The organism is Roseobacter sp. HKCC-CH-9351 (genome assembly GCF_037830295.1).
Classification (GTDB): Bacteria; Pseudomonadota; Alphaproteobacteria; order Rhodobacterales; family Rhodobacteraceae; genus M30B80.
Genome location: NZ_JBBLYM010000001.1, coordinates 329,421 through 346,805, shown reverse-complemented (window position 1 = coordinate 346,805; position 17,385 = coordinate 329,421). Strand labels below are relative to the sequence as shown.

Sequence of the window (17,385 nt, the reverse complement as noted above, 5' to 3'; positions counted from 1 at the left end):
TTTGGTTTATTTTCAATACTTTAACTGTGCAACGTAGACTAGTGCTACACTTTTTTATTGATATGCTACAGGAGTTAATGCTACAGTAACATTGTGAGGAGAGACAATGAAACCGTAACCTACTGAAATTAAGGGAAAATCATGGAAGAAGCGTTTAAACATATCAGTGACAAGGAAGCCTTTCTTGAACTACGTCCTCGTAGTAAGCGCCCTGTTGAAAGCGACTGGCGCAACAAGGGTAAGACTTTCGATGCCGCTAATACTCCTCACGGAAATGTCGGCTTATTATTAGGCGAAGCATCGGGTGTACTGGATGCCGATTTAGATAGCCCTGCGGCTGTTGCCGTAGCTGATTTGATACTGCCGCCACCCCACGCCAGCTTTAATCGTGGCACTAACGACAGCGCACATTATCTCTACAAAGCTTCGACTTTTGGCACCACGCAAAGGATGACCTCAACGGAAGGCAACACGCTTATTGAGTTGCGAGGTGAGGGTGGCCAAACAATGATCCCTCCCTCCGTACACGAGACTGGAGTTCCGCTTCGGGTGACGAGCCTGAATCTCTCCGCACCGCTCGTTACTTATGACGAACTCCACAAAGATGTCTCGTTTGTTGCAGCAGTTGCAGAAGTTGCAGCAAATTGGAGGGAGGGTACCCGCCACGATCTTGCTTTGGCCTTCGCAGGTTATTGCTTGAAAGAGGGTATTGGTGCGCAGCTATTAGTGGATTTGATTGACCGTATCGTTAGCTTGACAGGCGACAAAGATCGTCAGGACAGATTGAACGCCGTCAAGACATCTGCGCAAAAACCAAAAGAGAAACTCGAAGGCTTTCGTGGGCTCGTGCGTATATTAGGCCCTGACAAAGCAAACCGCATCGCAGACCGCATAGCTTTGTACTTGGGTAAAGACCCATCTCACTCGCTCCAGTTCGGGGCAGACCGGACATCTGACATTGTGAACCATGGGCGCTTTCGCAATCCAACCCAACACAATGAAGGTGACTTGGGAAATGAGCTTGGTTTCTGGCTAAACCGCAAAGGGCTTTACGTTATTGAACACAAGCAATGGTTTCTGTGGGATGGTGTTAAGTGGGTTCCGGATCACGCCAACCAGATACTTCAACGTGCCATCCAGTTTGTGGACGAAACAAAAGCTGAGCTTATTCGTGATACGCAGTACAAGCCCGCAGAGGAATTGGACAAGTTTAAGAGCGTCAACCGTCTTGAGAACTTGATCAAAGTGGCGGCAACTCAACAGGCTATTCATGTCACAGCGTTCGATCAAAACCCAATGCTTGTCGCAACCCGTGATACTTATCTGGACTTAGAGACAGGGGAAATATTCGCCCCTGACCCCGATAAGCTGGTCAGCAAAAGTTTAGACGTGTCCTACGATGCGAGTGCTTCCTGCCCCGTATTTGAGGGCTTTATTGACGAGGTGTTCGAAGGCGATCGTGACTTGGTTCACTTCGTTAAAAAGGTTTTAGGTTACAGCCTGACCGGACTTACGAAAGAGCAAGCAATGTTCTTTTTGATTGGCGATGGCGCAAATGGTAAGTCCACATTCCTAAACACACTTAACTCGCTTTGGGGTGACTACGGAACGTCTGCCGCATCACAGATGTTGATCGCAGGAAACTCCGGTGTAGGCGATGACCTCGTAGATTTGATTGGAGCCAGACTGGTTTCCGTTAATGAAACAGAGGAAGGCCAAGCCTTAGCGGAGGCCAAGGTCAAGCAAATGACGGGCGGTGACTTTCTGAAGGGCAGACCTCTTTACGGAAAGTGGGTGGAATTTGCTTTAATTGCTAAGCTGTTTCTCGCAACCAATAGTCTGCCGCAGATCAATAACTCTGATTACGGGATTTGGCGCAGAATAAACACAATACCCTTCAACCGTACATTTCGGCCGGAGGAGCAAGATCGTGATCTGAGTAAAAAGCTTAAAGCGGAAATGTCTGGAATATTGAATTGGGTAATAGACGGTTGTCTGGCGTGGCAGAAAGAGGGCTTAAATCCACCGAAAGCCGTACTTGATGAAGTCGCAGAGTATCAGAATGCGATGGACACGGTTACGCAGTTTATTCAGGACGAGTGCGATTTAGAAATGCAAGCACGAACACCAGCTTCATCTCTTTACGCAGATTATCAGAGGTTCTGCGGAAACCTTGGCAAGCGTCCAAAGAACACGATTCATTTCAAGAAGGCCCTGTCAAAACTTGATGGTGTCGAACAAAAAAAGACATCGTCCGGCAACATGTGGTTAGGCATCAAAACCACTTGGACGCAGGTGCATTAGTGGAGGAGGTGGAGGATATGACGGGTCAGAGCAAAACTATCTACAACCTTACGAGCTAGAAAGTTTGTTTTTGCCTCCATGTCCTCCACTCTTCTTCTTTAACGAAGATTTAAGTCCTGCATTGATGCCGTGATCTAGGACTTTTGTTTCCTTGTTTCGTTCTTCTGCCACAGCTTTACGGCGTTCGATCTCTTCTTTGTTTCGTTGGAGTGGAGTTTTGCCATCACGGGCTTTAATGCGTTCGTTCTTCTCCAAATTGAAGTTGGGAATGACACGTTTAACGTTTGCTTCAAGTCTGCGGTCTGCACCGTCAAACCAACGTTTTAGTTTGTCCATATGCCCTGCCGGATCACGGTGAATACGAGAGACAAGAAACTTATTGAGGCCTAACTGCCTCGCAATTTCATTCACTCCAATGCCCTGAGATTTAAGTTCCATCACATTCTTAACATCGCCATACGTGAACGTGGGCTTGCGACCCTTGAACGTGTTCGGATTCTTCTCTTTGGCATGTGCAATTCCCGCCGCCTGTGCTTCCTTCATCGCAACGGCATTTGCTTCTGCCATAGCTGACATAAAAGAAAGCATCGCATCACGTACCGCCTTCGCCATCGCATCCTTCGGCTTAGCGTCAAATGTCATACCGTTGATAACGGTCTTGATGGTCACGCCCTTGTCGAGGAAGTGGCGCATGTTTTGAGAGATGTCATCATAGTTCCGGCCTAGCCTGTCGATCCAACGGACTAGCAACGTGTCGCCGTCACGCAACATATCAAAAAGCCTACTGCCTCCGGTGCGTTCTTGGAGCGTGGTACTGACACCAGAAACACCCTGATCCTCAACCACCTCGTCAATCTGAAAGCCGGCAGCTTCCGCTTGTTCCCGCTGAATCTCGACTTGCTGATCAGCAGTGGAGCATCTGGCGTATAGCACAGTGATGGGCATTTCGGCTGTCCTTTGTAGCACGGGGGTATGTTGCACAGATATCATGTAGCAAAAGACAAAACAAGACTTTTGTGCTACAGAATTTCATGCCGATCAGAGAATGCGCAAGCGTATACTTATTTGCTACAGCCCACGCACTGCTAGGGCTTGGCTTCTATTTGGCATTCATAAACAAACACTTAGTCTTTGCACGGGGGCATACCGGCTCCCCGGCCTATGGGGGATATATCGTATATGCTGCCCCACACAGATTGGGTTTTTAAGAATGGATAGCTTAATTGAGTCCTCGGCGTTTTTGCTACTGCTTCCAGAACTCGAAATCTGCCTCTGAACCTGCGGCAGCTTTTGCCTTTGCAAGGGCGATAAAGTCTTCATCCATTATGACATTAAATGCTATCTTGGACAGGTCAATCTCGTGATCTACGACCCACCAATCGTAGGGATCATCGCCTTTGCGTTTGGCGGCTTTGTCATTCTCCCCAGCTACCTTCATGAATGCAGAGTTGTTTTTATTTTCACGTTTTAGGTAATGCCACTTTTTTGCACCTCATCTCGTGAGAGGTATTAATTGTGTAGCAATTTCGAATCAAATCTTTGTGGAAGAAGGAATAACCTTTGTAGTTGGTTGAAGCCTTGGCATTCATCAATGCTCCTTAGGGATCGCTTACAGATTTCCATATAAGAGAGGACTTATGGTGCCTGTGTGTTGCATTTGGGGTCGTATTTTCTTAGCCTGCTCCCATGGCATTATTACGCAGTGCAATTTTAGGGTGTTTCGTTCTTCTCGGGGCGATGTTTGCTGTGTCGGCGAACGCGCACACCGTTATATCGGAACCACACATGACTGTTGCTGGCATGGATGGACATGGCGATGTCGCATGCTGTGACGAGATCAAACACTCTGCTTCAACTTGCTCAGTGTTTATGGCTGTCCTAGCACCTACAGAAATATTGCAGCTTGTTGCGCAGCAAGCATCTATTGACTTCCAAGTAGATACTGTCTTGCCAGATGAGTTCATCGTGCCACGGCTCAGGACCCCGCCACGAGGGTGACGCTGGTCATAGAAGGACGGCTACGCTTCGCCGTCATGACGCAGTGAAAATTTTCTAGTGGTAATAGCGATAGGTCCACTCCCCCTAAGCCTTGGGTGATGTGAAAGGTCGCTTGGTCTTGATCGAATTGGACATAATCAGAAATGAAACGAGCATTAATTCTTGGTGCAGCAGGTGCAGGTTTTGCGGCTGTTGGTTATTTTGTCATGGGCAGCAACCAGCCCGCTCAAGCAGTAACCTTACAGGCTGAAAACCCGATGGTCGTCTTACAAGGCAGCCAAATTTATCAGAACAACTGTGCGTCTTGTCACGGTGCCAATCTGGAGGGTCAACCCAACTGGCGCCAACGAGATGCAGAAGGGCGTCTGCCCGCGCCTCCGCATAATAAAGATGGCCACACATGGCATCACGATAGTCTTACGCTATTTGGTTTAACCAAATACGGCGTCGCAGCCCTTATTAATGACCCGAGCTATCAGTCAAACATGCCCGCTTATGAGGGCATTTTGACGGACGAAGAGATCATCGCGGTGCTGAGTTACATCAAATCTACTTGGCCAGAAGAAATTAAGGCCATGCATGACGAAATGGAGCGACAACGATGAAACAGGTCTTTTTTGCGTCCCTTTTGGTTCTGGGCAGTTATGCGGCAGCATTCGCGCATTCTGAATCTGAAGAAACGACACCGGCTAATGCCTCGCGTGTCACTGCTGTTGATCAAATTGAAATACGATTTGACGACCCGATGCGCGTGACGGCGGTCTCACTTGTGGGGCCGAGTGGTGATACCGCCCTTGAGCGTCAAACAGGCCTAGATCCCACGACTGAGTTCGTCGCCACCCCTGAAGATGCGCTTCAGCCCGGCAACTATGAGGTTGAATGGAGAGGGCTGTCTAGCGATGGTCATCCCATGGAGGGCAGCTTTTCTTTTGAGGTGGTTGAGTGATGCTGGATGGCATCATTGCGACCGCAATTGCGCTTAAGGCGGGTAATTACGCAGCAAGCCTTCTGTGTTTAGGAGGGCCGCTATTCTTAGCGGCTTTTCCTAACGCCGATAGCAAGATCAAGAAAGTGGCTAAGGATGTCGCCATCCTATGCGCGGTAGCCTTGCCGCTTCTTGTTGCCTTGCGGATTGCTGTCCGTTCGGCCCGTATTTCTGGGGGTGGGTTGGAGGGGATGCTTGACCCGATCATGCTTCAGATCGTTTGGGAAAGTCCTTTAGGAAGCTTTGCGCTTCTTCAAGTTATTGGGTGCGCTCTTATTCTGGCTACAATTGTCTCGCGACAGTTACAGCTTGTTGTTGGTCTGATCGGGGCAATCATTGTTGCAACGTCATTTGCAACGATTGGTCATTCTCTGGGAGAACCTCGTTATCTCCTTGCGCCGCTCATCGTCGTCCATATCTTGGCAGGGGCATTTTGGGTAGCAGGTCTAGCACCCCTATATCGAGCTTCTCGTGAGGCGAATGGAGTTGTGCTGCTGCACAGATTTGGCGTTTTGGCGGGTCTGACAGTGCCAATTCTGGCGATAGTCGGACTGGTATTTGCGTGGTGCATGTTAGGGTCATTGTCGCTTTTATTGACGACAGACTATGGCGTGACACTCCTTGCCAAACTTATCTTGGTTGCCGGGCTTCTGAGTTTAGCAGCGCTCAACAGGTTCAGATTAGTTCCAGAAATGGTTCGGTCGGCGCAAGCTGCGAGCAAGAAGCTTCGGCGTTCCATAGCATTTGAGGCTATCGCCATCGTGGCGATTCTTATCGTGACCGCTACACTTACCAGTGTCACAACGCCGCCTATTAACATGTAGGCTGTTTCTCAGGCTATTTGACCCCTAGTGAGCAAGCTGAAGATGCCCTACAAAGGAAACTCATAACCGGCCTCAGTTTGATCGACTAAAGCGTTGGTAATACCCAAGAGCGCTTCCACCAAGTTCGTCTGTGGGATTATCTTCGAAGTTCGATTCAACGAGCCTAGCCAAGCCGCCCATTCCAGAAATGTGTGCTGCAGCTATTGCGCCAGTCCTGCTCACAGTACGGCCACGATCCCCAAGACTTTCGATGTAGCTATCAACCTGACGAGTTAAGTCTTCCATGTGCCAGTCATTCACGGAATCCTGCACAGATTGATCGTTTAGGATATCGTCCTGTGTGTAATCGGTTCCGTTGGCTCTGTTAAAGTCAGTCAATCTCTGCTGGCCTATTTGAAGCGAACCAACGTACCGTGCCGACCCATCCCGCAAAGTGTAAACGGCATCTGATCTTCCACCGCTTTCTGCCGCTGTCAGAGCCATTCTAAGATTCAAAAGTTCGTCATCACTGTTACTATTTGGCCTACGGGGGCGAGGGGTTGTTCTGGCCGTTGCGTTCATTTCTCGCAGTAGATTGGCTTGAGCATTGCGGTCTACGAGTGGTGTTTGACGTCTGGCCAAGACCTGTTCCAAGGGCGGCAAGGCTTCTTCATATTCCTGATATAGCCTGTCATGTGCGGCATCTGCGATGCTGGTGTCCAAGCTGGGCTGAGCCCCGTCCTCACCTAATATTGCTAAAAAGATTGCACGGCGTTCCATCGGCATATGAGGAAATCTGTCGGCTATTATTTCGGCTGCACTCTGACCAGATAGTTGGCGCATCATGTCAATCATCTTGACTGCGTTCAGGATAACCGCACGCTCTTGCTCACTCATACCTTGCAACACCGCTTCGGGGTCTTTTGTGCGATTGCCATTAAGCTTGGCCTTCATCTCGTCCAAGATAGATTTGGCGTCTGTATTTCTTTGAATAGGATTCATGATTCCATTAGCCATTATTAGGCTCCTTTTATTTCGTGTTGTCGGGGTTGTTTGTTTTACGCCGTGTCAGAAAGTCTGGTGGGCGTATGGAATAAGGTCGGTTTCTACTGACAGGCCGCCAAGCAATTCAGCAATAGACAGCACAAGATCAATACCTTCTGAAACACCTTAAAGTATTGAAATGTTTTATTAATTTAAAATAATGTTAACCGTATTTCGCTAAGAAGCGGTTGGTTCGGTTAGCTACACGCAGGCGACCGTGTGCTTTGCCTAAAGGGTTGTCACATTCGAGAACGCCAGCAGCTACGGCTTTGTCGAGCCACCCCACAAACCTCGTGGATAAACCGTCAAGATAGTAGGTCTCGCAGTTTCGAGTGTGGACATCCAAGGTGGTGTTGAGTTCGCTTTCACTCGCCAAGGCAATGGCAGCACAGAAGGGGCGGTGGGCTTTGCTATTTAGTCCGGCTCTATTGATGCTCAGTATTTGAAAGCCTTTAAGCAAATCAGATACCAGATGCACCTTCTCGCAAAACGCAGGCTTTAACTCCATGCGGTCGCAGCCTTGATGTGCCAAAGACACCACGTTCATTTCTGGCGGCCTTCCAAGTAACTAGCCCCATTGTCATCGCCTAGGATGTCAAACCATGACCAGCCGAACTTTTGGCAAAGCTCTACGATTTGGGCTTGGATATCACGAGCGTAGTATTTCGTGGGTTCTAGTCTGCGCATTTCGACCATGTCCTTGAATCGAATATCGTCAGGATCAGACATGTCTGTGCTCCTTTCACATTCAGTTTTGATTAGGGGGATTTGAGCAAGCGAACAGGCTTCAACTTACTATGGATAGTTATACCACATTTGCTGTCCAATGTCAAGAACAAAAGCAGAACATTTGGACTTTTGGTGTGCAGAGGTGGAGCTATACGCAGGGCTATACGAAGGGCTATATTGAGCGGGCTATATTTCTGATAAGAATTCTATAAGATATTGATATTATTGTATTAATATAGACACTATAGGAAACTGGTGGCGATCCCCCTAGGCTCCACCAAATCCTCCTAACCCATTTATTTTATTATAAAATATATAGATATAATCCACAAAATATCATTTGTTACGTACAGTGGTACGTATGGCGACACGTACGCATAGGCTCCAAAGGAGGGGTTTAGGGGGCCATCGGAATGACCCGTCAATTTCATCCCCGCTTATAGCCCACATTCAGGTTGTGGTCAGTCTCACAAGTATCGCCTGAACAGCATTCAAAAATATTGGACTTACATATTGCGCACTGCTCATGCCCATGCACAACAATCGTGTTCAGTGGTGACTGACATCTAGGGCATCGTTGCTTGTAGTGATTAGCTGGGTGAAGAAGGTTATCCATCATTCTGTCCTGCAGAAGCTGGCCCTGCGAATGTGGCGGCTGCGATGGTTGTGGCTAAGATGATGCGCTTCATGGCGTGGCTCCTGTTTCACCAGAGCTTGAGCGCACAGGGTTACTTGGTCAAGCTTTGAGGGGATAAGCCGCTGTGGTTGATGGGGGTGGAAGACGGTATGCTTGGACCACTTGAGGGATAGGCCATCTTCTGGAGTGTCGGTTCAGCAGAGGCCGTCTTCCAACATGACGATAGCAGAAAATGTCTCAAAAATCCACGTCAGATTACATTTTGGGGCTGAGGGTAGTCACCCGCCCGAAAAGCTCTAACACCCCACCCTGCCACTGTTATATCGCCGCTACGGGTCTATTAGAGCGTTACCTTTGGGTCGCCAGGATTGACTACCCACGCGCTGCGCTTCAACTAAGTATGGGCACTCGCGGGCGGTAAAACAAAAAGAACCATTGTTATGGCCCGCCGGATCTGGCGGGCCATTTTCTCTTGCCTCGGCGCTTGGGCAGAAAGGCGTTTACATCTATGCAAAAAAAACAGAACAAATGTTCCACATTTAGCCGTGTTTCTGGGCTATTTTGGGCTTGTCAGCACCTTATTTTCTCGCAAAAGAGGACAAAGTTCTGCTTTTGTGAGGATTCGTCATGTTCGAACAGCTGGGCTTTGAAACCCTTACTGCTCCTCAGGCCGCTCTGTGGTTTGCATTGGTTTTGGGATGCGCTTTTGGTGCTTTAGCGCAAATCACGCGCCTCTGCTTTCGCCGGATGATCGATGGTGAGGATCGCCGTCAAGCCGCCGGTATCTGGCTGATGGCGCTGGCCACAGCTACGCTGGGTACGCAGGCAGCTACACTGATGGGCTGGATCGATTTTGCAGGTCATCGCTTCATGGTCACAAATCTGCCCGTTGTGGCCATTGTCGTTGGCGGGTTCGCCTTTGGCGCTGGCATGATCTTGACGCGCGGATGCGTGTCGCGGCTGACTGTGCTGAGCGCGAGCGGCAATCTGCGAGCGCTTCTGGTGCTAGTGGTATTCGCAATTGTCGCCCATGCCACGTTAAAAGGGGTGCTGTCGGGCCTGCACACTAGCTTAAAAGCTATCACCATGGAATTAGCCCCTACTCTGCCGGGTACGCCACTCCTGTTGGCGGCGCTGATTGCGGGCGCTGCATTGGTCTTTGCCTGGCGTTCGGGCCTTGGGGCCGGAATGCTGGGTCTGGCAGCGCTGTTGGGACTTTTGGTGCCTCTGGGCTGGGTTGGCACGGGCTATATCTTGTTTGACGACTTCGATCCAATCGCATTGCAAAGCCTGTCTTTCACGGCACCTGTCACCGAAACTTTGTTTTGGGTTGTTGCCTCGACCGCCATTGCACCTGGCTTTGGTGTGGGATTGATGGGAGGCACAGTGCTGGGTGCGGGTTCGGCGGCGCTCTTACAGGGGCAATTTGCTTGGTCTAGCTTTGACAGCCCTCGCCAAACCGCGCGCTATTTGGCTGGTGCCGGACTGATGGGCTTCGGCGCAGTTCTGGCCGGCGGATGCACCGTGGGTGCTGGCCTGTCTGGTGTGCCTACCCTGTCATTCGCAGCGATCTTGGCGTTGACGGCGATCGCACTGGGGGGCGCGCTTATGCGCTTTCTACTCGCTGTAGTGCCTTTTGAACATGGCTCAAAAGCACCCAACGCATCAGTACAACCGGCCACGTAATCAGCGCACTCTTGATTGTTTGTTTCTCAAAGCCCAGAGCAACCGTTAGCTATGATTAGCTGCTTTGCCAATAAACACTCAAGTTATGAATGAAGATTTGGTAAACAGGCTGGTCCAATCGGCTCAAAGCTTTTGTAGGTAAGTATGAATTCTCGATGACCGAGCTGTTCAGATTTAGTTTGTTGACCGCCTGCGACAGCATATACAAGTTCACTAATCTCTTGTCCTACTTCGTCGATCGTACGATGACCTTCGATAATGTCGCCTGCGTTAATATCCATATCGTCAAATAGGGCACGATAGGTCTCTGGATTGGCACAAATTTTAATGACTGGTGATATTGCAGAGCCTACCACTGAGCCGCGCCCTGTGACGAATAGGGTCATGTGCGCACCAGAGGCTATCATCTCAACGATTTCAGCATTGTCGCTGATGTTCGGGAAGCCAAACCGAACGTCTCCATCCGGTACCACGTCCATTAGATACAGTCCGCCGCATGGAGGGATATCGCCTGGTTTGATAAGGCCGGATATTTGACTACTGCCGGATTTTACATAGGCCCCGAGTGATTTTTCTTCAATTGTGGATAACCCACCTGCGGCATTACCTGCAGCAAAGCTCCCATACCCAAGTGTTTGATAATAACGTTCGGCTTTGAGTACACTTTCTCGTATTGCCTGCCCTAATTCTGGGGTCACTGCGCGTTCTGCCATGATTTCTTCGCAACCGATTAGCTCCCCTGTTTCTTCGAAAATACAGGCTGCGCCTTCTGCTACTAGGAAATCGAATGCGCGTCCGGCGGCAGGATTACCTGATATGCCTGATGTTCCATCTGATCCGCCACAGACCGTCCCGATTACTAGGTCAGAGGGTGCCAACGGTGTGCGCGAAACATTGTCAATTTCTAAAAGTGCGCTTTTTATCCAGTCCTGGCCTAATTTTATTGTCGATTTAGTGCCACCTGCTTTCTGAATTACAAGCGTGCGGACGGGCCTGCCCGATGCTTCTACGGCTGCAGAAACACGCACTTTGTCGAAGCTTTCACATCCCAGAGAAACGAATAGGACTGCACCAACATTGGGATGGGTGCAGAGGCGCTCCATCATTTGCGCAGCATATTCATTAGGAAAGCAACCTGGAAAACCAATTAATTGTACGTCTTGGCCCCGGAACTCTGTCACGATTTCGGATGCTACAAAATGTGCGCATTCCACCAAATACGCTACTAAAACACTGTTTCGTATACCTTTTCTGCCATCTTGTCGCAGCCAGCCTTCAATCATTTTACTCTCCTCAGCTGACGGCATCTGCTTCGTGTAATACAACGCTTGGTGTATAGGCAGAACGTACGTTGTGGACGTGCACATGTTCGCCAGGCGCGATGTCCACTGTAGCTACGCCGATCGGCATGCCATATTTTAATACTACATCTCCAGACTTGATATGCCTGCAGGCGATCTTGTGAGCCATTGGGATCATTTGAGACAATCGCACCTGGCCTCCATCCATGTCGATCTTTGTGCCCTCATCAGCGTTAATTCTCGCAACAAGTGTGTTGTCATCAGGATGAAGTCGCAGAAATGGGCATGCTTTGAGTTCTGTCATAGGTACACTGCCTCTGAAGCTTACACTTATAGAAACATGAAATAATAAGGTAAGCTTTGTCAAAACTGTTTGAGAACTATGAAGATTACGAATTCTGCAGTAGCATACGGGTTCCGCTGACGAATTCGCTTTTTTCGATCTAGGTGGTCTCTTGGGTACGGTGTCTTGTGTTTTCGGCTTGGTGATAAAAAATGGCTAATTCCTCCGTTGATAAAAAATCTTGGAACTATAGTCCAAATGAGCCTATTCGATACAATCCGTTGTTTGAGTGGCCTATCGATGTCGCGAAGACGTTCAGATGGATTGTTTTCCGTTGGATCAGCATTTCACGGGCATTGTTTATCGCAATACTAGCGGTTGGAGCTTATCATTACTTAACTCCTAGCCTTGAAGCCTTTCAGGAACCAAGTTCTGAAATTATAGCTTTAACCTACGTTCGTAACTCAGCCATACTATTTTTGGTGGCCGGGTCACTTCATATGTATCTTTATTCTTTAAGGATGCAGGGAGATGACTTTAAATTTTTAAAACGAAAAATGGCCCAAAAAAACAAGTTTTTCAGTTTTAATGACCAGGTGTATGACAATATTTTTTGGAGCCTGGTTAGCGGTGTTACCGTGTGGACGGCATACGAGATTTTGTATTTAAATCTTCTCGCCAATGGCTTGATAAGCGTGATGCCATTCAACGACCACCCTTTACAATTTTTTGCATGGCTTTTGGTGCTGCCAATGGTTCGATCTGGTCACTTTTATTTTATCCATCGGTTGCTGCATCATCCCTTCTTGTACAAGCACGTCCACAGTACCCATCATAGGAACGTGCACACCGGCCCATGGTCTGGCATTTCAATGCATCCAATCGAAAACTTAATTTATCAATCGTCAGTATTGATACATTTTGTGATACCGTCCGAACCCGCTATAGTCTTTGTTCATCTATTTATGACGTCGCTTGGCCCGGCTTTTTCACATTCTGGTTTTGAAAAAATTCTGGCTAAAAAGACGACGTTACTCGACTCGGCGGACTTTCATCATCAGTTACATCATAGGTATTTTGAATGTAACTATGGAACTATGGAGGTTCCATTAGACGTTTGGTTTGGCACAGATCATGACGGCACCAAAGAAGCCACAAATCGTGTCCGTCTAAAAGTTAGCAAAAAGAGCGTGTAGGTCTCTCAAGAGTATTTTGATGCTGGTAAAATGCAGTGATAAATGGTCTTGAGGGAACTCGGTTTTTTAAAGTTACAACGCTTGAGGGCAGCTATTCTGTGATACTGCTAAGAGCTCCTATTTTCTGAGAAATTATGGAGTTGAAATGGGGCCAAGTTGCGTTGACCTCATTTAACGTCGTTCCAAAACCTCTTTGATTGCCTCGGCCGTCACGCTGACGACAGTATCCGCTTCCTCGCGGCTGAGGCATAGCGGTGGCGCATAGCCAATGATATCGCCCTGTGGCATGGCCCGTGCAATCACCCCGCGCCGCGCCATTTCGGCGACAATCTGGGGGGTAATCTTTTTGGCGGGGTCAAAGAAGGTGCGAGTGTCGCGATCCTCAACCAATTCTACCGCGCATAGCATCCCATCACCACGCACCTCGCCCACTTGGGCATGCTCAGCAAGGGCGGTGCGCATGGCTTGGTTGAAATAGGCGCCCGTGTCGCGGGCATTCTCAACCAAATTCAGGCTGTCCAAAAGTTTGAGATTGGCAACACCTGCCGCCGCGCCGATGGGGTGGGCGGAATATGTCCAACCATGCCCCAAGGGGCCGAATTCATCGGTGCCATCCTCAAGAACCTTCCAAACTTTGTTGGAAATAATGGATCCTGAGAGCGGCGCATAGGCCGAGGTTAGGCCCTTGGCGATGGTCATGATGTCTGGTGTGATCCCATAATGGGGCGAGCCAAACATTGATCCCATGCGGCCAAAGCCCGTGACCACTTCATCTGCAATCAACAAGATGTCATGCTTTTGCAGAACGGGTTGGATTGCCTCCCAATACCCTGCCGGCGGCGGTACAATCCCGCCTGTTCCCAGCAAGGGTTCTGCGATAAAGGCCGCGATAGTGTCTGCACCTTCGCGGGCGATCAGCTCCTCAAGATCAGCCGCGCATTTGGCAGAGAATTCCGCCTCGGAGAGGCTGAGGTCATCACGGCGAAAGTAATAAGGGCTGGTTGTGTGCAAGACCGCATCAAGAGGCAGGTCAAATTTTTGATGGAACAGGCTCAACCCTGTCAGGGATCCCGACATCAGGCCTGAGCCGTGATAGCCGCGCCAGCGCGAGATGATCTTTTTCTTCTGCGGCAACCCACGGATATTGTTGTAATACCAAACCAGTTTGATGTTGGTTTCATTGGCATCCGATCCACCAAGCCCGAAATAGACCTTTGACATATGGTCGGGCGCACGATCCATGACCATCTGCGCAAGCGTGATTGAGGCCTCAGTGCCATGGCCTACATAGGCGTGGTAATATGCCAATTCGCGGGCTTGCTCGGCAATGGCCTCGGCCACTTCTTGACGGCCATAGCCGATATTCACGCAGTAAAGCCCAGCAAATGCGTCCAAAAAACGATTTCCATCGCGGTCGGTGATGTGACAGCCGCTTGCGGTTTGCACGATCCGATTGGGGCTTTCGCCGCGGGCGTGCTGCGCAAGATGTGTTGAAGGGTGCATGAAGCTGTCGCGATCCCATTTCGACAGCTGATCATTGGTAAGCATCGGCTTTGTCCTTTGTCATGTGGTTTGGCACGTTTGCCGCAAGCCTAAGAGAAAATCCGTCCCAGTGCCATGCCTTGCGGCGAAGTCATGGATCACAGACCCGACACTGTGATTGGCGCAAGCGACGTTTTTGGTGCAAGCAATGACGCGAAGCGGGAAGCGGTGGGCGGTGAATTATCGAAAACTTGGTCCACCAACAGGAGGCGGCAGATGGTTTCTCGCATTCATAACTTTCCAACCCAAGAATATCAGGCGCGTATTGCGCGCACGCGCGCCGAGATGGCCGCGCGAAATTTGGATTTCATCATTGTAACTGACCCGTCCAATATGGCGTGGTTGACGGGCTATGACGGTTGGTCATTTTACGTCCATCAAGCGGTGCTCTTGGGCCATAAAGGTGAGCCGATTTGGTGGGGCCGCGCGATGGATGGATTGGGTGCTTTACGCACAGTCTGGATGTTAGATGACGCTGTGGTTGGCTATGATGACACCTATGTGCAAAACCCCGAAAAACACCCGCATGAAACCCTTGCGAGCCTGATCCATGATCATGGTGGCCTGCGAGGGCGCATTGGCGTTGAGATGGATAATTACTATTTCTCTGCTGCTGCCTATGCGGCTCTAGTGAAGGGGCTGCCTGATGCTGAATTTGTGGACAGCACAGGTTTGGTCAATTGGCAACGCGCGGTGAAATCCGAGCAGGAAATCACCTATATGCGCCGCGCTGCAAAGATTGTGGAGCGGATGCACGAAGTCATCCGTGAAACGGCTGAGCCCGGCATGCCGAAAAACGCTCTTGTGGCCGAGATTAGCCGCACAGGCATTTTGGGTGCGGATGGTCATTGGGGCGATTATCCCGCCATCGTGCCCCTGACCCCCTCAGGTGTGGATGCCACGGCCCCGCATCTGACATGGGATGACAAACCTATGGCTGCGGGCGAAGCGACCTTTTTTGAAATCGCAGGCTGTTATCGCCGCTATCATTGCCCTCAATCGCGAACCCTATTCTTGGGCGAGCCGCCTGAAAAATATCGCCGTGCCGAAGAGGCGGTGGTCGAGGCAATCCATGCAGGCCTTGAGCAAGCGAAGCCAGGGAATTTCTGTGAAGATATTGCGAATGCCTTTAACAAAAAGCTCAATGAAATGGGGTTCGAGAAAGACAGTCGCTGTGGCTACGCGATTGGTCTAAGCTATCCGCCTGACTGGGGCGAGCGCACGATGAGCTTTCGGCGCGGAGATCGTTCCGTTCTTAAACCAGGAATGACCTTCCATTTCATGCCTGCTTTGTGGTTGGATGATGGCGGGCTTGAAATCACTGAGCCGATCCTGATCACCGAGACAGGTGTTGAATGCCTGTCTAACTTGCCACGCGAGGTATTTGTGAAATGACCCCAACCATTGCCCTTGATGGCATGGGCAAGGCGCATGGCCATTTGCGCCTGCCCCATAGCCGCGATGACAGCGCATGGGGCCATGTTATGATTCCGATATGCGTCATCGGCAATGGGGATGGCCCGACCGTTCTGTTGACGGGCGGCAATCATGGGGATGAGTATGAAGGGCCGATTGCCCTGCATGATTTGGCCTATTCGCTTGAGGCCTCTGATGTCGCGGGGCGGGTCATCATTCTGCCACAGATGAATACGCCCGCCTTTTTGGCGGCAAGCCGCACATCGCCGATTGATCAAGGTAATATGAACCGCGCCTTTCCTGGAAATGCGCGGGGCACGGTCACACAGAAAATCGCAGCATATCTCAACGATGAACTCCTGCCGCGGGTTGATGCGGTTTTGGATTTCCACTCAGGCGGCAAGACGTTGGATTTTCTGCCCTTTGCCGCTAGCCATGTCTTGCCCGATGCGGCCCAAGATCAGGCTTGTGCGCAGGCCGCCCGCGCCTTTGGCGCACCATATACTGTTAAAATGCTTGAGATTGATGACACAGGTATGTTTGACGGCGCGGTTGAGCGCGCAGGGAAAACCTTCGTGACGACCGAGCTTGGTGGCGCAGGGATGGCGCGTGCGGAAACAGTCGCGATCGCCAAGCGCGGGGTGCGCAATTTTTTGGTTCATTTGGGCGTTTTGCAGGGCAAGGTAGAACAGGCACCAAGCAGCCTGTTAGATATGCCTGATGCGGATTGTTTTACCTTTGCCGAGATGAATGGGCTTTATGAACCCGTTGTTGATTTGGGCGCGCGCCTGCGCGCGGGCGATTTTGTCGCCCGTATTTGGCCTGTTGAGGCCACAGGCAAACCCCCGCTCGGCCTTCTGGCCAAGCGTGATGGTTTGCTCGTGGCTCGCCACGCACCTGGCCTGATTAAATCAGGGGATTGTGCAGCAGTTTTGGCTGTCGAGTTGGGCGCTGCCTAATCTGCGCCCTCAACCTTGTGCAGGTCTTGCATGAGCACGGGATCGACCGCGCGCTGGGTAATTCGTAAGCCGTGTAAGAGAGCCATAGCGCGAACTCACGCCCTTTGCGGATGTCTTGACGATTTTCGCCATCCTTGAAAGTGCGTGCGATCACTTCGCAGGCTTTTAGCACTACGCCGATCACATCGGACACGCGCACTTCGGGCCATTCTTTTGCAAGTTTTTTGGCGCAATCGCTGAAATCTGATGTTTCAGAAATAAGCAAAGCCAAAACTGCCTCAAGCAGTTCTTCATCTTCCATGGACATGTGGGGTTTTCCCGTACCAATTAATTATGGCCGGAGTCTCCGAGCCGTATCCCGACAGGCTTTCCCTGCGGGCGCTCTGGTGCTGCACATGCCGTGCCAAGATGAATAAAAAAACCCAAAATTTGAAAAACACTTTCCATGAATTTTGGTTAACTTATCCGAAGCGGTGTTTTTGCCGTGGAAGGGGGGCATCTT

The 17,385-nt window shown here is 50.1% G+C and carries 17 protein-coding genes; 8 read left to right on the top strand and 9 right to left on the bottom strand.

Annotated elements, in window-relative coordinates; translation table 11 throughout:
- Positions 1-141: 141 nt before the first annotated feature.
- Positions 142-2,304: a phage/plasmid primase, P4 family gene (locus AAC632_RS01765; RefSeq protein WP_340298395.1), complete on the top strand. Its 2,163-nt coding sequence runs from the start codon at positions 142-144 to the stop codon at positions 2,302-2,304.
- A gap of 48 nt (positions 2,305-2,352) precedes the next feature.
- Here the strand turns inward: AAC632_RS01765 and AAC632_RS01760 are convergent, their stop codons facing one another.
- Positions 2,353-3,249: a recombinase family protein gene (locus AAC632_RS01760; protein ID WP_340298397.1), complete on the bottom strand. Its 897-nt coding sequence runs from the start codon at positions 3,247-3,249 to the stop codon at positions 2,353-2,355.
- A gap of 298 nt (positions 3,250-3,547) precedes the next feature.
- A complete protein-coding gene (locus AAC632_RS01755; protein WP_340298398.1) occupies positions 3,548-3,742 on the bottom strand; it encodes a hypothetical protein in 195 nt (64 codons plus the stop codon).
- A 703-nt stretch (positions 3,743-4,445) separates the two neighbouring features.
- On the opposite strand from AAC632_RS01755, the gene AAC632_RS01750 reads away from it, so the two are divergent.
- The 3 genes from AAC632_RS01750 to AAC632_RS01740 are packed head-to-tail and all read left to right on the top strand — an operon-like array spanning position 4,446 to position 6,111.
- Positions 4,446-4,907, top strand: coding sequence for a c-type cytochrome (locus AAC632_RS01750; RefSeq protein ID WP_340298399.1), 462 nt, complete (start codon positions 4,446-4,448; stop codon positions 4,905-4,907).
- Positions 4,904-5,248: a copper resistance CopC family protein gene (locus tag AAC632_RS01745; protein WP_340298400.1), complete on the top strand. Its 345-nt coding sequence runs from the start codon at positions 4,904-4,906 to the stop codon at positions 5,246-5,248. Before AAC632_RS01750 ends, AAC632_RS01745 begins: the two co-directional genes overlap by 4 nt.
- Positions 5,248-6,111 (top strand): copper resistance D family protein, encoded by an 864-nt coding sequence (locus AAC632_RS01740; RefSeq protein WP_340298401.1) that lies wholly within the window; start codon positions 5,248-5,250, stop codon positions 6,109-6,111. Before AAC632_RS01745 ends, AAC632_RS01740 begins: the two co-directional genes overlap by 1 nt.
- Before the next feature lie 72 nt (positions 6,112-6,183).
- Here the strand turns inward: AAC632_RS01740 and AAC632_RS01735 are convergent, their stop codons facing one another.
- The 3 genes from AAC632_RS01735 to AAC632_RS01725 form a co-directional block, all read right to left on the bottom strand.
- The gene (locus tag AAC632_RS01735; protein WP_340298402.1) at positions 6,184-7,107 is read right to left on the bottom strand and encodes a hypothetical protein; all 924 of its coding nucleotides are present in this window, start codon (positions 7,105-7,107) and stop codon (positions 6,184-6,186) included.
- Between the two features lie 190 nt (positions 7,108-7,297).
- On the bottom strand, positions 7,298-7,681 hold the full coding sequence (locus AAC632_RS01730) for a hypothetical protein (protein ID WP_340298403.1): 384 nt from the start codon (positions 7,679-7,681) through the stop codon (positions 7,298-7,300).
- On the bottom strand, positions 7,678-7,863 hold the full coding sequence (locus AAC632_RS01725; protein WP_340298404.1) for a hypothetical protein: 186 nt from the start codon (positions 7,861-7,863) through the stop codon (positions 7,678-7,680). Before AAC632_RS01725 ends, AAC632_RS01730 begins: the two co-directional genes overlap by 4 nt.
- Before the next feature lie 1,264 nt (positions 7,864-9,127).
- Between AAC632_RS01725 and AAC632_RS01720 the strand changes: the two genes are divergently transcribed.
- Positions 9,128-10,186: a YeeE/YedE family protein gene (locus AAC632_RS01720; protein ID WP_340298405.1), complete on the top strand. Its 1,059-nt coding sequence runs from the start codon at positions 9,128-9,130 to the stop codon at positions 10,184-10,186.
- A gap of 83 nt (positions 10,187-10,269) precedes the next feature.
- On the opposite strand, the gene AAC632_RS01715 is transcribed toward AAC632_RS01720, so the two are convergent.
- Together AAC632_RS01715 and AAC632_RS01710 are read right to left on the bottom strand one after the other, a co-directional pair.
- Complete coding sequence (locus AAC632_RS01715; RefSeq protein ID WP_340254211.1) at positions 10,270-11,469, bottom strand: UxaA family hydrolase; 1,200 nt, start codon at positions 11,467-11,469, stop codon at positions 10,270-10,272.
- A gap of 10 nt (positions 11,470-11,479) precedes the next feature.
- Positions 11,480-11,791 carry a UxaA family hydrolase gene (locus AAC632_RS01710; protein WP_340298406.1) on the bottom strand — a complete coding sequence of 104 codons (312 nt, stop codon included), beginning with the start codon at positions 11,789-11,791 and terminating at the stop codon, positions 11,480-11,482.
- A 191-nt stretch (positions 11,792-11,982) separates the two neighbouring features.
- Between AAC632_RS01710 and AAC632_RS01705 the strand changes: the two genes are divergently transcribed.
- On the top strand, positions 11,983-12,966 hold the full coding sequence (locus AAC632_RS01705) for a sterol desaturase family protein (protein WP_340254217.1): 984 nt from the start codon (positions 11,983-11,985) through the stop codon (positions 12,964-12,966).
- 171 nt (positions 12,967-13,137) lie between these two features.
- On the opposite strand, the gene AAC632_RS01700 is transcribed toward AAC632_RS01705, so the two are convergent.
- The gene (locus AAC632_RS01700; RefSeq protein WP_340298407.1) at positions 13,138-14,514 is read right to left on the bottom strand and encodes an aspartate aminotransferase family protein; all 1,377 of its coding nucleotides are present in this window, start codon (positions 14,512-14,514) and stop codon (positions 13,138-13,140) included.
- 210 nt (positions 14,515-14,724) lie between these two features.
- Here AAC632_RS01700 and doeA point away from each other — a divergent pair, with 210 nt between their 5' ends.
- Together doeA and doeB are read left to right on the top strand one after the other, a co-directional pair.
- Complete coding sequence (doeA, locus tag AAC632_RS01695; RefSeq protein ID WP_340298408.1) at positions 14,725-15,903, top strand: ectoine hydrolase DoeA; 1,179 nt, start codon at positions 14,725-14,727, stop codon at positions 15,901-15,903.
- Entirely contained in the window at positions 15,900-16,883 is a 984-nt protein-coding gene (gene doeB / locus AAC632_RS01690; protein WP_340298409.1) for a N(2)-acetyl-L-2,4-diaminobutanoate deacetylase DoeB, read from the top strand. Before doeA ends, doeB begins: the two co-directional genes overlap by 4 nt.
- Here doeB and AAC632_RS01685 read toward each other — a convergent pair.
- A complete protein-coding gene (locus AAC632_RS01685; RefSeq protein WP_340298411.1) occupies positions 16,831-17,190 on the bottom strand; it encodes a hypothetical protein in 360 nt (119 codons plus the stop codon). The genes doeB and AAC632_RS01685 overlap by 53 nt on opposite strands.
- Positions 17,191-17,385 lie beyond the last annotated feature (195 nt).